The 16,758-nt window shown below is 38.1% G+C and carries 9 protein-coding genes and 1 pseudogene; all 10 read left to right on the top strand.

The window, feature by feature from the left end:
* Positions 1 to 7 precede the first annotated feature (7 nt).
* The 10 genes and pseudogenes from H0184_RS00680 (at position 8) to H0184_RS00630 (ending at position 16,757) form a co-directional block, all read left to right on the top strand.
* Complete coding sequence (locus tag H0184_RS00680; RefSeq protein ID WP_221819831.1) at positions 8 to 1,303, top strand: Gfo/Idh/MocA family protein; 1,296 nt, start codon at positions 8 to 10, stop codon at positions 1,301 to 1,303.
* Between the two features lie 64 nt (positions 1,304 to 1,367).
* A complete protein-coding gene (locus H0184_RS00675; RefSeq protein ID WP_221819829.1) occupies positions 1,368 to 2,012 on the top strand; it encodes a YesL family protein in 645 nt (214 codons plus the stop codon).
* A 19-nt stretch (positions 2,013 to 2,031) separates the two neighbouring features.
* A complete protein-coding gene (locus H0184_RS00670; protein WP_221819827.1) occupies positions 2,032 to 6,138 on the top strand; it encodes a bacterial Ig-like domain-containing protein in 4,107 nt (1,368 codons plus the stop codon).
* 94 nt (positions 6,139 to 6,232) lie between these two features.
* Positions 6,233 to 7,084, top strand: coding sequence for a sugar phosphate isomerase/epimerase family protein (locus H0184_RS00665; protein ID WP_260631362.1), 852 nt, complete (start codon positions 6,233 to 6,235; stop codon positions 7,082 to 7,084).
* Positions 7,085 to 7,283: 199 nt separating this feature from the next.
* A complete protein-coding gene (locus tag H0184_RS00660) occupies positions 7,284 to 9,275 on the top strand; it encodes an alkyl/aryl-sulfatase (protein WP_221819825.1) in 1,992 nt (663 codons plus the stop codon).
* Positions 9,276 to 9,318: 43 nt separating this feature from the next.
* Positions 9,319 to 10,557: pseudogene (locus H0184_RS27505) on the top strand (MFS transporter).
* A 138-nt stretch (positions 10,558 to 10,695) separates the two neighbouring features.
* Positions 10,696 to 11,601 (top strand): LysR family transcriptional regulator, encoded by a 906-nt coding sequence (locus H0184_RS00645; RefSeq protein ID WP_221819820.1) that lies wholly within the window; start codon positions 10,696 to 10,698, stop codon positions 11,599 to 11,601.
* Positions 11,602 to 11,757: 156 nt separating this feature from the next.
* On the top strand, positions 11,758 to 12,930 hold the full coding sequence (locus H0184_RS00640) for an acyl-CoA dehydrogenase family protein (protein WP_221819818.1): 1,173 nt from the start codon (positions 11,758 to 11,760) through the stop codon (positions 12,928 to 12,930).
* Between the two features lie 34 nt (positions 12,931 to 12,964).
* Positions 12,965 to 14,539 (top strand): class I adenylate-forming enzyme family protein, encoded by a 1,575-nt coding sequence (locus H0184_RS00635; RefSeq protein ID WP_260631400.1) that lies wholly within the window; start codon positions 12,965 to 12,967, stop codon positions 14,537 to 14,539.
* Between the two features lie 460 nt (positions 14,540 to 14,999).
* Entirely contained in the window at positions 15,000 to 16,757 is a 1,758-nt protein-coding gene (locus H0184_RS00630; protein ID WP_221819816.1) for a cache domain-containing sensor histidine kinase, read from the top strand.
* Position 16,758: the final 1 nt, after the last annotated feature.

The following is a 16,758-nucleotide window of genomic DNA, read 5'->3' as shown; positions in this document are numbered from 1 at the left end:
GAATAGGATGAAAAAATTTGCTGTATGCGGAGTAAGTAAAAGGGCAAATGGGATGTTTATTAAGCCGATGCTTGAAAAGTTTTCCCAAACCAGCCAGCTGGCGGCGCTACTTGACAAAGACTCAAAACGATTCTCTGTTTGTAAGGATGAATTTCCACCAATTCTCAACGTGCCGGAGTATCGTGATCATGAATTCGAAAAAATGGTCCATGAAACAAAACCAGATTGTGTTATCGTGACCGGCAGGGACGACACGCACGTTGAATATATTGTGAAAGCATTAGAGCATGATTTGGATGTGATAACCGAAAAACCGATGGCTACAACATCTGCGGATTGTAAAAAGATCATGGATGCTGAGAAGAAGAGTAAAGGGAAAGTGACGGTTACTTTTAATTATCGTTATAGTCCGTACCATACCAAATTAAAGGAATTACTCCTTGAGGGAAAAGTCGGGCGAATCACTTCCGTTGATTTAAATTGGTATATCGATACCTACCATGGCTCCAGCTATTTTCAGCGCTGGAACCGAAAGCGGGAATTTTCTGGCGGCCTCTCCATTCATAAAAGCTCGCATCATTTTGATTTAGTTAACTGGTGGCTTGACCAGAAACCAGTGGAAGTATTTGCGTTTGGTGCCCTTAATTATTTTGGAGATCAAAGTGAGCATAATCCTGTCCAAGAGGATGGAAGGTATTGTGCCACTTGTAATGTCAAACATGAATGCTCCTATTACAGCCGCTGGAATTCACGCAGCAACAGTATAAAAGTCCAGGATGATCACATTGATTCTGATGCCAAAAGAAGAGATACATATACGAATTACCGACCTGATCAATGTATCTTTGATTCAGAAATCAATATTGAAGACACCTATACGGCGACAATCAAATATGACAATGGCGCACTATTAAGCTATTCTATTAATTTCTCATTGCCATATGAAGGGTACCGTCTAGCGATCAATGGGACAAAAGGACGTCTCGAAACGACAGAGTTTCACGCACCTTCACGAGTTCCGTTTCCAGTACCGGAGCAAACGATTGAGTATTTCCCACTCTTTGGCTCTAAAGAAACAATTCATGTAGTGAAAAGAGAGGGAGGACACGGCGGCGGTGATCCTATTATCCAGGAGGATATATTCCTTGGTGAAGACCCAGCAAGACCTTACAAAATCCTCTCCGGAAGTATAGATGGAGCCTATGCTGTGACGACAGGTGAAGCTGTGTGGCGTTCCGCTAAGGAAAATAAGCCTTTTTATATTGATGAACTATTAAACTTACAAAAAGTTACAACTTCCTAGATAGCTATTCCTGCACAGAATATAAGTGTTCTTTTGCAGGATCCCAAGAAAGGTGGAATATCGGATGATGGAAAGGAACCGGCTGTTAACGGGAATTTATAATCTCTGTAAATGGATTACACATTTTGCTTATATGAACATTTTATGGGTTCTGTTTACTTTATTAGGTGGAGTTGTTTTTGGGATTATCCCGAGTACGGTTGCCATGTTTGCCATTGCGAGAAAAACGGCAATGGGCGAAGAAGATATTCCAGTCTTTAAAACATACTGGGGAACGTATCGCTCAGAATTTTTACGATCGAATCTATTAGGGCTGATTTTAACTGTGATGGGTCTGGTATGGTATTTTGATTTACATTTCTTCCGTCAATTTGAAGGTTCCATATACACCCTAATGAATTTTGCGATGATGATGCTGGGAATGGTATTTTTTATCCTGTTGATTTATGTTTTTCCGGTATATGTCCATTATGATTTGAAACTCTATCATTATCTGACCTATGCCTTAAAAATTGGATTCCTGCGGCCGGCATCGGTGGTATTCATGTTTGTTGGAACCTTATGCACCTATTATTTTCTGATTTATTTGCCAGGATTAATCCCTCTTTTCGGCATTACCTTTTTTGCCTATTTTAACATGTGGATTGCTTATAAAAGCTTTCAGAATATCGAGGAAGTCAGTTTCAAGAAAAAAGATTTACTTGTGTAAATCTAAGGGGGGGTTCTTAGTGAGGAAACATAGGCAACGGCTTGCATTCATTGTTTCACTAATACTATTACTCTCAACTATGAATGTGCAAGTTTTCGCAGAAGACAGCACAGCGGCCTCAGGAGAAACAAATTGGGAATTTAGAGCTTTTGGAAGCAATACAAGTTCTGAGAAGAATCCTCCACCTATCGTTAACGAGGATGGTTCCTTAACTATGATTGCAAACGGCGGTAAAATTGCCGGTGGGGATGAAGGAATTTCATATTACTTCCAAAATCTATCGGCAACTTCAAACTTTGTACTTAAGGCGAAAGCTACAGTTAAAAGTTTTAATAGTAATAGCGGTATTAGTACTCCAAATCAAAAATCTTTCGGTTTAATGCTTAGGTCCAATGTTGGAGAAAACGGCACTATTATTGCACAAACCGCGAATTATGTAGCAGTTGGAGCTTTGGATACCGTAATGAAAGGCTTTTATAAAAATGGTACCCAAACAAAGTTTGAACCTTACGCAGGTAATACAAAACCTGCAGCTGGTGAAGTCTATGATTTAGAAATTAGGAAGTCGGGTAACATTTATGTTGTTTCTTCCAACGGTGATAAGGAAATCATTCAGAGTGAAAGTCTATTTACTGACCAAATATTTGCTGGTCTGTATGTTGCTAGAGATGCTGAAGTTACTTTCAGTAATATCGAATTAAACATTGATTCAAGAGAAGTTACCGAACTGGTAGTCGACAGCAGTCAAGTGAAAAAAGAATATATAGTAGAAGAAACTCTCGATTTAACCGGATTGAAGGTAAGTGCTGCATATTCAGACGGCAGTCAAGAGGAATTAACAGAAGAGGATTATATTGTTACCGGTTTTGATAGCAGTAAATCAGGAACCAATAGAATTGCAGTCAACTATAATAACGCGGTCGAATATATTGACCTCACCATAAAGGAATTGTCTGTTACAGGTTTAGAAATCAAATACTTTCCAGCTAAAACAGAATACTACATCGGCGATCCATTTGATCCTGAAGGACTTGTTGTAGTGGGTGAATACAATAACGGTATTATCCGTGAACTGAAAAATGACCAATATTCTTTAAGCTCTTCAGGAGCGCCGATTACATCTTTTAGTTCGCCTGGAGAAGTAAAAATTACAGTAACCTCAACAGAAACACCAGAAACGTATACTTTCTTCAATGTAAAGGTGAAGGATGCTGCAGTAAATGAACTAAAAATAACCCAATCACCACAAAAAACACTTTATTTTATTGGTGATGAGCTGGATCTCGATGGTATGGTGGTTTACGCATCCTATAGTGACGGTAATGAAGTAAGGCTGATGAAGAATGAATATACTGTTAGTTCACTGGATACAACTGCTGCAGGTGAAAAGGAGATCGTCATTTCCTATAAAGGAAAAACAGCTAATTTGAAAGTTGCCGTTAAAGAAAAAGAACTTACTGGTATCCAAATAACCAAGTATCCAATGACAACCTATCAAACAGGTCAAGAAATGGACTTGTCCAATTTAGAAGTATCCAAGATATACGATAATCAGGATAAGGAAATATTATCAGTTGATCAGTATACTGTCGATACAAGTAAATTTAATTCATCTTCTGCTGGAACGTATGAGGTAGGGATTATTGCTAATGATTCCAGTATTATGCCTATTTCTTTTAATGTAAGTGTTAGAGAACCTGTCGAATATGCATGGAAAAACACTCGCTTTGGCCAATCTTCTGGTCACGATACCAATTTTACAAACATTAAAGAGGATGGAAGCATTGAACTTGTTGCGCTCGATGGCAGGGCAGGGAAAGTAACCGGAGACCATGACGGTATTACCTTCTATTATACTGAAATCGATGCAGTTAAAGATAATTTTACGTTGTCCGCTGACATTAAGGTAAAAGAATATGCGAAAAATCCTCATGATGGCCAGGAATCCTTCGGAATCATGGCAAGAGATGTAATTGGTAAAGACGGTGATTCAAGTGTGTTCGCTTCAAATATCGCTGCTATTGGAGGATTTAGCGGTGGTACTAGGGAAGCGAATGGTACACAATTATTTATTAGAACCGGTGTAGAATCTCCTGATGGTGCAGGCAGCAAGGGTATCCAGAAAATCATGTTGAAAAATGAAAAGCCTCAGCTGAATAATACCTACCCTGCCAAGGATTACAGGCTGACATTAACAAAAACAAACAGCGGTTATGCCGGAAAATTAAATAATGGACAAGAAGAGATATTCTTTGATCCAGAAATCTTAAATGTTCAAGATTCAAAGATTTATGTTGGTTTTTATACAGCACGTCTTGCAACGATAGAAGTAAGCAACATTGATTTCAACGTAACGGCAGCCGCAACGGATGCACCTAAGGTCAAACCGCCCGCTCAACCTGTCGTACCAGACTATAACATCGTATCTCTAGATAAGGTATCAAAGGATAGCTATGATCTTATGGTTAAGCCAAAGGTGGATGGCACTCTTACTGTTAAGCAAGGAATTGAAGTAATCAGCTCAAATAAGGAAGTAAAAGCCGGTGAAACCTACTCAGTTCCTGCAGCACTTTCATCTGAAAATACGAATTTTAGTATTACATTTTTACCAAACGATACACAATTTTTAACATCCTACGATAAAATCGTCAAAAACTTTACGGTTACGATGAAAACTTATGTACCTGGCGGTGACATTTATGTATCACCGGAGGGCACAAGCAAGGGCATAGGGACAAGCGAAAATCCGCTAGATTTAGATACCGCCATTGACTTTGTACGTGATGGCCAGAAAATCGTCCTACAGGACGGTCAGTACGTACGAGACTCGAAACTGGAAATCCGCAAATATAATGACGGGACAAAGGAGGCAATGAAATATCTGGTGGCCGCACCTGGTGCTAAACCAGTGATCGACTTCAATAAGAAATCTGAAGGTGTTGTGCTGAGCGGGAATTATTGGCATGTGAAAGGAATTGATTTTGCACGTTCAGCAGCAAATACGAAAGGCTTTACCATCGGTGGAAGCTATAACATTATTGAAAACAGCAGTTTTTATGAACATGGGGATACAGGTCTGCAAATCAGCCGTACAGATGATTCCAATGATAAATCTGAATGGCCATCAAATAACCTTATACTTAACAGTACCTCATTTGACAACCGCGACCCTTCTGACAATAATGCAGATGGTTTTGCGGCGAAATTAACATCAGGTGTGGGTAATATATTCAGGGGCTGTATCGCACATCATAACATCGATGATGGCTGGGATCTATATACGAAAGCAGGTTCTGGTGCCATTGGTCCAGTACTGATCGAAGGAAGTATCGCCTACAATAATGGATTTTTAACAGACGGAACAGTAGGCAGTGGTGACAAAAACGGTTTTAAGCTTGGCGGCGAAGGCATCCCTGTCCCACATATCATCAAAAATAGTATGGCTTTTGGTAATGGAGCAGACGGTTTTACAAGTAACAGTAACCCTGGTGTCATTGCCATTAACAATATTGCCTTTAACAACGCTGGCAGCAACTTAACATTTACCACCTATTCCAATATTACGCCTGACTTCACGATTGACGGGTTTATCTCCTACCAAAAAGACTATCGTAACCGGGATAATTACCCATCAGAGTTAGAGTCCGATAAGAACTTCATGTTTAATGGTGAGGTGTCAGAGAATAAATCTGGAGTAAAACTAACGGATGAAAACTTTGCAAGTCTGGACGTAACAACCTTTAAAAGAGATGGGGAAGGAAATATCATTTGGGGTGACTTCCTTCAGTTCAGAGTACTGACAGAGGTTGAATTTAATCCAACTGTTTTAAATGGCAATGGAGTTGCTACAATCTATTTGAATCTTCAAGAAGGATTTAATTTGGAGGACATTGAATTTGCATCTATCAGATTAAATGGAGAAATTAAACCAATCAGTGACAAAGGATATAGTAAAAATCCAATCGCTGATTATGATGCAGACGGAGATATGGAATTTATGGTGAAGTTTTCACGGAAAGAAATTTCTAGATTACTAGAGAAGGGGAAGAATGTTCCGGTAATCATTACGGGTCAATTGAAATCTAGTAAAGCTATGTACGGTGAAACGAAGGTCACTGTAAAATAAAAGTTCAAAGGAGAGAGGTATAAATATTACCTCTCTCTATTTGAATGTAACGAGATTACATGTTGGAAATCATCTATTTCAGGAGGTTATAATTATGATAAATATAGGAATTAGAGCGCATGATATTGAGGCAGATTCATTGGAGGAGTTGGTCAATGCAGTTTCGGATAAAGGGCTCACTTCCGTACAGTTAGCGTTAAGTAAATCTTTGAAAAATATTAATACGGACTCTGGAGCCTTGAGTCCGGGTTTTGCTAGATATATAGGGGATGCGTTTCGGGACAAAAATATTCAAATTGCCGTCTTGGGCTGTTATATTAACATGATTCATCCTGATATAACGGAGCGGAATAAAGCGATGGACCGATTTAAAGAGCATATCCGGTTCGCAAGGGATTTCGGGTGCAGCATTGTAGGGACAGAGACAGGAAATGTAAACGCCAAAATGGGGTATACGGAAGAAAACTTCAAAGAACAACCTTTTTTTGACGTTGTGGAAAGTGTTCGGGAGTTAGTTGCAGAGGCAGAAAAATTTGGAGTTATTGTCGGCATAGAAGGCGGGGTCAATCATCCCGTGTATTCCCCTAGAGTGATGAAAAGACTTCTTGATTGTGTAGAGTCTAACAATCTTCAAGTAATCTTTGATCCTGTGAATTACATGACACTAGACAATTACAAAAATCAAGAGGATGTTTTTCATGAAGCATTTGACCTTTTTGGCGACCGGATTGTTATCCTTCACGCCAAAGACTTTATTATTGAAAATAACCGCATTAAAACGGTTCCTGTCGGTAAAGGATTATTAAATTATCACGCATTATTTGAAATGTTGAAGGCTAAAAAACCGTTCATTCAAGTTTTAATGGAAGCTACGAAAGAACCGCATATTGAAGAAAGTATTCTTTTTTTAAGAGAGTTGTATAAAAGGAGTAATCGTCACGTATAAACGATATAAGTGACCGAAAATGATGAAAAAATTTTATTTTCAAGCTGCTCAAAATGCTGAGCAGCTTCTTTTTGTTCAGCACATTTACTTTTTTCTTATATAAATAAAATTGAAGTTACCATTAATAATACTAAATTTACTTAACGAAAGTTTAATTATAAAATATATTTAGATAATTCAAAAAATGAGGTGGATGAACATGTTAAAAAAATCTTTAATAAAGGGTACACTTACGGTTCCTATTGCCCTTTCATTATTGGTAAGTCCTACTTTCACAAAAGCTGAATCCAATAAACCAATGCCGGCATCTAGTACTACAATCTTAGCTAATAAGGCAGTTTATGACGAGTTGAATTTTTCCGATGTGCTGGATTTCGAAAATGCTCATAAAGGATTTATTGCACCGTTAAATATGAGTCCAATCAAAAATGCAAAAGGTTCCGTTGTGTGGGACAGTAATCAATATTCGTTTATTAAACAGGATATAACAGCAGCTCATACAGTTAATCCCAGCTTATGGAGACAAGCCCAACTACAAAATATTTCAGGCTTATTCAAAGTGGTAGATGGTGTTTATCAAGTTCGTGGACAAGATTTATCCGTACTTACCATTGTTGAAGGCAAAACAGGATTGATTATTTTGGATGCGCTTTCAAACATTGAAACGGCAAAGGCGGCAATGGAACTATATTTTGAACATCGACCTAAAAAACCGGTGAGTGCCATTGTCATAAGTCATAGCCACGTCGACCACTTTGGCGGGATTAAAGGCGTTGCTGAGTTTGCTGCGGATCCGGCAAATGTTCCGATTATTGTACCAACCGGTTTTAACGAAGAAGCACTCAGCGAAAACATCCTTTTAGGTACAATTATGTCTCGACGTGCAGGATATATGTTCGGTAATTTATTGCCTGCTAATGAGAAGGGTTTTGTTACTTCCGGGATTGGCCCGGGATTAAGTAACGGGACTTTTAGCTATATGCCTCCAACTGAGGAGGTAAAGGAAGATGTCCAAACAATGGAAATAGACGGAATAACATTTAAGTTTTTATTAACCCCGCATACAGAAGCACCAGCTGAAATGCACTACTATATACATGATTACAAAACCTTAGTGGTAGCAGAAAATACAGGACACACGTTACATAATATTTATACATTAAGAGGAGCTAAAACTCGAGATACCTTGAAATGGGTGGAAGCACTTGAACAAACAGTAGATTTATATGGAAACGAAGAAGTAGACGTAATGGTTACAGCCCATTCATGGCCGATATGGGGAAAAGCTCAGGTATTAGATCAGCTGAAAAGTCAACGGGATTTATATAAATATATCCATGACCAAACCATTCGTTTAGCTAATTTAGGATATACCGCGGATGAAATCGCTGAAAAGATACAACTCCCTGAGAGCTTAGATAAAGTTTGGGCGAATCGTGGTTATTACGGAACACTAAAGCACAATGTAAAAGCAGTTTACAATTATTATTTAGGCTATTTTAGCGGCAATCCATCTGATTTGGATCCATTGGCACAAGAGGAAGCAGGTGCAAAATATGTGCAATATATGGGCGGCGAAAAAAATGTCCTTAAACAAGCAAAACAAGACTATACCAAAGGTGAATATCGCTGGGTAGCTCAAGTATTAAAGCATGTGGTGATGGCTAATCCAAATAATAAACAGGCAAAAGATTTGCTAGCCAAAGCTTATGAGCAATTAGGATACACTGCGGAATCTTCTGTTTGGAGAAACTTCTATCTTACTGGGGCTCAGGAGTTAAGGAATGGCGTAGCAGATTCGAAGGGGTCTGGCGGGATGATGAATTTAGATACGTTGTTAAATATGCCAATGGACGATTTCTTAAACTTTCTGTCTATAAAATTAAATGGCACAAAAGCAGAAAATAAGAATTTGGCATTTAATGTTAAGTTTACCGATTTAAATACAAATTATATGATAACGTTAGGAAATTCTGTTGTAAATTACAAAGAAGGTAAGTCAGCGTCAGAACCGAATACTACAATCACAATAGATAAAGTCTCATTTTATCTCATTACTCTCGGACGAGAGGATTTAGATAAAATGGCGGCAGCCGGCAAGGTATCTATTTCTGGTGACAAAGACAGTTTTAAAGAATTCCTATCTTTACTAGATCAGTTTAATCCAAAAGTAAATATCGTAACACCTTAGCACAGGAAACAAAAAATGTATGATTAAAAAGGAGTGACAGTGAATGGAGACGTATGCCAGTAAAAAACGGAAAATTGTTATTAGTGGTCTATTATTTATTGGAATGGTTTTAAGTTTTTTTGATCGTGTGGCCATTAATGTAGCGATTATTCCTATGGGGGATGAGTTTAATCTAAGTACATCCCAGACAGGCTTATTAATCAGTATATTTTTTGTCAGTTACTCCTTAATGCAGCCACTTGGCGGGTGGATGACAGATAAATTTGGTGCAAGGGTCATGATTACAGTCGCCCTGTTTAGTTGGTCTTTATTTACTCTTGCAACCGGATTCGCTTGGTCTTTTGTTTCATTATTATTGGTTCGTTTCCTTTTCGGATTAGGGGAAGGTCCTTTTTATCCGGCAAGTATGTCAACCATTCGGGATCATTTTCCTTTAAATGAACGTGGACGTGCCAATTCCTTTTTCCTCTCCGCCCAAAATGTGGGTGGGATATTAGGTACTGCACTTGCTGCCTCCTTGGTAGTGGCATTCGGCTGGCGGGGGATGTTCTCCATCGCTGGTATCATGGGCATTTTGGTTTCATTCGCGTTTTGGTTTATCCTAAAACCACAAGAAAGTAGAGGAAATGAAGAAGGAACTCAGAAAAGAAATAAAGTTCCTTTAAAGCAAATACTAAAAATTGATAATATTTGGAAACTCATTTCATTTTAGTTTTTATCCAACATCATTAACTATGGTCTTATCTCATGGATGCCTATCTACTTAGTAAAGGAAAAAGGAGTTGACATTGTTGCTGCCGGAGGTCTTATGGCCCTCCCTTATGTGGTCGGCTTTCTGATGTTTAATGTCAGCGGCTGGGTTTTGGATAAATATATGGCTGGACGTGAGAAGTACTTAGCTGCAGCAGGAGCTTTACTATCGGCGATTTTTCTATTTCTTATGTCAAAAGCAACCTCTGTTGCCATTTTCATTACGTATCTTACTCTCAACTCCGTTGCCCTTGCTTTCTTCGGAACAGTTCTTTATACAATTGTCATAAAATACGCACCAAAGGAACTTACAGGTTCTGCTTCCGGGCTTGTGACTTTTGCTGGTCAGATTGCCGGCGCGGTGTCTCCAGTAGCGATTGGCGTGATTATTAGCCTGTTTAACGGCTCATATAATGCAGCATTCTGGTTTTTAGTAATAGCCGCCTTGGTAGGGTCAATTGTTGCACTATCTATTAAAAATCATTCAGAAAAGTCTTTAAAAGAATTAGAAAATAATAGCGCTGTCATTTAAATGTGTTTTTAATAAACTAGAGGAGCCCTAGGTAGACGGTTAGTAAACAGTAAGCTCAAAAATTCTCTTTCTCTATGATTGAATGGCTGTTCTATTAAAGGTATGATTCTATTAAGAGAAATAAAAGGGGAATCATCCATGAATATTGAACAATTTGAATATATCATTAAGGTTGCTGAGATGCGTTCTATTTCCAATGCTTCTGAAAGTCTCCATATTTCCCAGGCTGGAATCAGCATGGCCATTACGAGCCTCGAGAAAGAATTAGGGATAAAAATCTTTAAACGGTCGCGGTCAGGTACCATTCCGACAGAAGAAGGAATGGAAATCATTCAAAAAGCTTACGAAGTAATGAGCAAGCTGGAAGAAATAAAAGAAAGTGCCCAATTGCAAACGAGCACAATGGAAAAAGAACTGCGACTATCATCCACTCAAGGATTATTTCTTACAGTTTTGCCTAAATCCTTGGCCTTATTTAAGAAAAAGTATCCCAATGTAAAAATATTAATGGATGAAAAAGGAGGGCAGGAGGTCATTCATGACGTCTTAAATAACAAAATTGACATCGGCCTATTAAATATTCCGAAAGAAAAACAAAACGAGGAAGAGTTGCAATATCAATCCTTGATGGAAGCAAATGTAATGGTTTCTGTCAGTAAGAATTCCCCGTTGGCTAACCGAAAAAACATAAGTCCAGAAGAACTGATTAATCAAAGTCTTGTTGTTTATAATGGTCCAAAAATGAAAGCGTTTATCCAGGACTTTTTTAATCAATATGGCGAGATGGATATTTTATTCTATACCAATAATACAGAAATAATAAAAAAAACCGTTGCTGAAGGATTGGCGATTTCGTTTTCTTACGACATAGGCTTAGGCCATGATCCGTATTACACTAGCGGAGAACTTGTTCACATTCCATTTGCTAATCAAAATAATATTTCCCTGGAGTTTGGCTGGGTTCGTTCAAAGAAACAGCATTTTTCAAAGGCTGCTAAAGAGTTTATCAGATGTCTTGAGTTCTACACAGCTACTCTAAAATAATAGTTTCCTATCTTTATGATAGGGGACTTTTTTTATTGATTTTATATCAATAATATTTAAGTTTGTATAATATATCGTTATTTTACTTCAAATAATTTTATATATATAATTTTCTTAAGATTTAAAAAATTAACAAGATGGAAAGAAGGGAAATTGATGTCGACGGTAATAGTAGAGAACTTAAAGTTACTTCATGAAATATTAAGAGATTTCATCCAAAATGAATTGCTTCCATATGAAAAAGAGCACCAGTTGAATGCTGAAGACGATATTCCGATGGAAGCGATTCATTGGGTCAGAAAGCGATCAAGAGAATTTGGGTTTTATGGAATAAACCTTCCAAAAGAATTTGGAGGACAGGACATCAGCTTAAAAGGATTATGTTTGTTTAAGGAAGAGCTGGCACGTTCGGGAGCTGTTCTCTGGGGGCAGGTACTCGGAGAAATTGGCGGGCCGCTTAGAATCGGGCAGATGTTAGAAAGTTTTACTTCAGAGCAAATTGAAAAATATGTTATGCCTGTCGTTACCGGTGAAACTAGCTGCTGTTTTGCACTTACAGAGCCTAATGCTGGGTCCGATGCATTTGCTATCCAAACGACAGCTGTTAGAGACGGGGACGAGTATATATTAACCGGGAAAAAGCATTTTATCAGTGCCGCCCCATACGCAGATTTTGCTATTGTCATAGCTAAAGAAATAGTAGAAGCTGAGAAGCCGAGAATTACTGCATTTATCGTAGATAAAAAAACATCAGAAAATTCCGGTTTTGAACTCGGCAATATTCAAGTACCAATATCAGGTGAACGTATACATGCAGAATTAATCTTTAATCAATGCCGAGTTCCCTCCTCCAACATAATTGGAGCACCAGGAAAAGGCTTGCTGCTTGGATTAAAAAGAATTAATACAAACCGCGCTTCTCATGCAGCCGGCTTTATCGGGATGGCTCAGCACCTTCTTGATCTATCAATAGAGCAGGCTAAAACAAGGGTTCAATTCGGGCGTCCTATTGGTGATTTTCAGGCAATACAGCATATGCTTGCGGAAATGGCAACAGAAATCTACGCAGCTAGATGTATGGTCTATGATGTGGTTGAAAAAATTGACCGAGGAGAGGAAGAACGTGCTGGAGCGTCCATGGCGAAGCTGTTTGCCTCAGAAGTAAACAACCGCGTTGCTGATAAGGCCATCCAAATATTCGGTTCTCAAGGGTTGGTTAAAGGGCACCCTGTAGAAAAAATGTACAGAAGTTCACGTATGTACAGAATTCTTACTGGTACTTCAGAGATTCAGAAAAATACGATTGCTAAAGAATTACTAAAGGGTTAATTTTTCAATTAATAGAGGGAGGGAACAATTGAACATGCAACAGATGACATTTCAGTCACTGATACTCAAAGGATTAAAAAGGTTTGGAGACCTGCCGGCTATCACTTTGTTGCCATCTGAGGAAACCTTGACGTACAAGGAGTTATTAGAAAAGACAGAACGTCTATCCTATTACTTGCTTCGATTAGGTGTAGGAAGAGGCATACATGTTGCCACTATAATCCCAAATAGTTTGGAGGGAGTAATATTTGGGTTAGCTGTTCAACTATGTGGTGCCACTTTAGTCCCGTTAGGTGAAAATCTAGGAACTCGTGAAGTTAATTTTATTTTGAAGGAAGCTAAACCAAAAGTGGTAATAATGGCAACACAACCCCATGTTTCCATTATCCTAGAATATTTGGAGGAATCAAACAATCCTGATGTACATATCATCGGTCTTCCTGGTTTTGGTGTCAGTTATCCGGAGAAGTTTGAGGTTTTCCAATGGCCGGAAGGAAAAATAGTCTTGAATCTGCCGATATCCTCGGGAGAAGATTTTGCTCTTCTATCCTATACAGGCGGAACAACCGGTACACCTAAAGGTGTGATTCATTCTCAAGAAGGATTAGGAGCTTCCATGATCTCTGCTTCCATCGAAGACCCGCTTGATGACAGGGACCGATTATTGTTAAGCACCCCTATCGTGCACTCGGCCGGCTCGCTCCTATGGAGAGCGCTTATTTCAGGGGTACATGTTCATGTGATGCGTTCCTTCAATGCTGAACAATTCATTCAAGCAATTAAAGACTATAGAATTACGACTACCTTCTTGGTTCCAACTATGTTATACAGGCTTATCGATCAGACGAAAAAGATGGATTATGATGTAAGCTCAATGCGGAATATTTACTATGGTGCTTCACCTATTTCTCCGGCACGGCTGAAGGAAGCGTTTGAAGTGTTCGGACCGATCATGCGCCAGCAGTATGGGATGACAGAATGCAATATCGTGATTACCAGATTATCAAAAAGCGCCCATGTTTGGGCCTATCATAATAATCCTGAAGTTTTGAAAAGCTGTGGGAAGCCATGCCTTTTAACGGAGATTCGTCTTATTGATGATAAAGGAAATGATGTAAAGCCATTTGAACTTGGAGAGATTGTTGTAAAATCACCTGCAATGATGAAAGGATATTATCAAAGACCAGAGCTTACCCAGGAAGCAATCCGTAATGGATGGTTCTATACTGGAGATATTGGGATGTGGGATGAAAGTGGATACTTGTATATAAAGGATCGCAAGAAAGATATGATTATCTCCGGCGGCATGAACGTGTATTCCTCAGAAGTAGAACGTGTGGTTAATCAGCATCCAGGTGTTGCCTTTAGCGCCTGTATTGGAGTCCCGCATCAGGATTGGGGTGAAGCCGTCTGTGTGGTGGTATCACTTCGAGAAGGATTCAGCTGTACAGAGGAAGAAATCATCCGTTTTTGCAGAGAGCACACTTCAAAGTATATGGTTCCTAAAGTTGTTTATTTTCAAGACTCGCTCCCACTTACACCGATTGGGAAGGTTGATAAGAAGGAATTAAAAAAGATGTATGCAGAAGGTTTACTGACACTCAAGTAGAATGAAAGCTGGGATGTGATGCATTCCCAGCTTTTTATCATTTAGATAGACCATTTAAAGAGCTATCTGAAATCGCCTATTAAAAAGCCTTGAAAAATCAAGGCTTTTCGCCGTCCCGAAGAGGATTCGAACCTCCGACCTGCAGATTAGGAAAAGTATGAAAATGAATCATGTGATAACATTATTAAGTATCGCTGGTACATTAGGTTACAGTTATAATTATTTATTGAAGTATTTTAATACACTGTTTTTTAAACATTAAAGTCGGTTTTTTGGTAGGAATCATTATCTATTTTTATTACACTATAATTAAGAAGTGAAGAAATGGTTTTTTGTAACCGTTTTATCCGAAAAAGAAATTATCTTACTATTATAATTGTTATTCGAAAAAATATTATTCTAATTTATTTTGCATTGTACTTTTATATATTTTTCAGCTAAGGGAGCTTTTTTAATTTACATGAAACAGTTATGGTTCTACTTCACGAATATCTATAATAATTCCAAGCTGAACGTAAAGCTTTTTTTAACCATTTCATTGATTATGGTGACCACGCTAGTGTTTGTACTGGGAGGGATTCGATATGCTTTTTCCCTTTATGATGAGCAAATTTATGCAAAATCCTCACAAGTGTTGATGATGTCATCGAACAGCATTGAAGAGAAACTTGAACGAGTGGAAGAAGTAAGCTATGAAATTGCAGTTGATCCGTATATTCAAAGAATCTTAATAGAGCTTCAAGGAAATGTAGAGAAATATGATATTTATCGCCTTGAACAGGAAATTGAAGATAAATTAGTAAAATATGTTGGTTCTGAGAAATATATTCAATCCATTTTTCTGTATGATTCTGCAGGAAGAGAATTTTTAGCTGGTTCCAGTAGCAATCCACTAAAAGAGAAAGATAAGGATCTTGCTCTTAACCAGGCAGATAAGTATGAGGGAGAAAACCATTGGTTGGAGATAGATGGGTATAATGGATATTTAACTTCAGTTCGCCTGATCCGTTCCTATGAGAACCTAAACTTTGAAAAAATTGGTAAACTTCTTGTTCGAGTTAATTTAGATACTATTGTCAGCGATTTACCTAAACCGACTGGAGATTTAGCAGGAAATATTGTTATTTCAGATGGGGATCACGTCTTTTATTCTGAAAAAGGAATGGATGAATTAAATAACTATCATTTTGTTGCTAAAAATGAGCAAGGATACGGGATTGAAAAAATCAATGGGGAAAGATCCTTTGTCAACCATTTCACAACTGATTTTGAGGGGTGGACATACTGGAGCATTATTCCATTTAACAAGATGTTCTCAAAGATAACCGTTGTGAAATACTCTTTGGTGTTGGTTTTTATGTTGATGTTCATTATTCTGATTTCACTTGGTTTCAATTTTTTGAGACGTATTACAAATCCAATTCTAGAATTGGCTGGTACCATGCAAAAAGTTCAAAATGGGAACTTTAATATCGTACATTCGTTAAATCCTTCTAAGATTTATGAAGATGAAGTAGGAATTCTTTATAGGAATTTTAAAACCATGATTCAAAGAATTGATGAGTTAATCCAAGAGAATTATTCTAAGCAGCTTTTAATTAAGGAAACTGAATTTAAAGCGTTGCAGTCGCAGATAAATCCCCATTTTTTGTACAATACGCTGGAGTCTATCAATTGGCTGGCAATAATCAACAAACAGAAGCAAATTTCAAGTATGGTTGAAGCCCTCGGAAATTTGATGAGAAATTCGATAAATTTTAAAGAAGATATCATTACGGTCGAGGAAGAACTTGAAATTGTCAATAGCTATTTAACGATTCAAAAATACAGGTTTGACGATCGGCTGGAATTCCAATTGGATGTCCCTTACCATTTCATGAAATGCAGGATCCCAAAATTAATCCTGCAGCCGCTTCTTGAGAATTCATTCAAGCATGCAGTTGAAACTTCTGTCTATACGTCTGTTATTAAATTGGAAGCCTATCAGGAGGAGGACAAGCTTTTTATTCGGGTTGAAGATAATGGACCGGGCATAGACCCCCTTATTCTCGAAAAAGTAAAAGAGGGAAAAGTGAAACCAAAAGGATCCGGTATAGGTCTCAATAATATTGATAATAGGATTAAGCTTTTCACAGGAGAAGAGTATGGTTTAAGAATTGAAAATCTTTTGGGAAAAGGGACCGCGATTACGGTGGTTTTACCTTTTCAATCGAGGTGAT

It is taken from the genome of Neobacillus niacini, assembly GCF_019749295.1.
GTDB classification, from domain to species: domain Bacteria; phylum Bacillota; class Bacilli; order Bacillales; family Cytobacillaceae; genus Neobacillus; species Neobacillus niacini_D.
The sequence above is the reverse complement of the archived record's forward strand: the minus strand, read 5'-3'. Positions and strand labels throughout refer to the sequence as shown.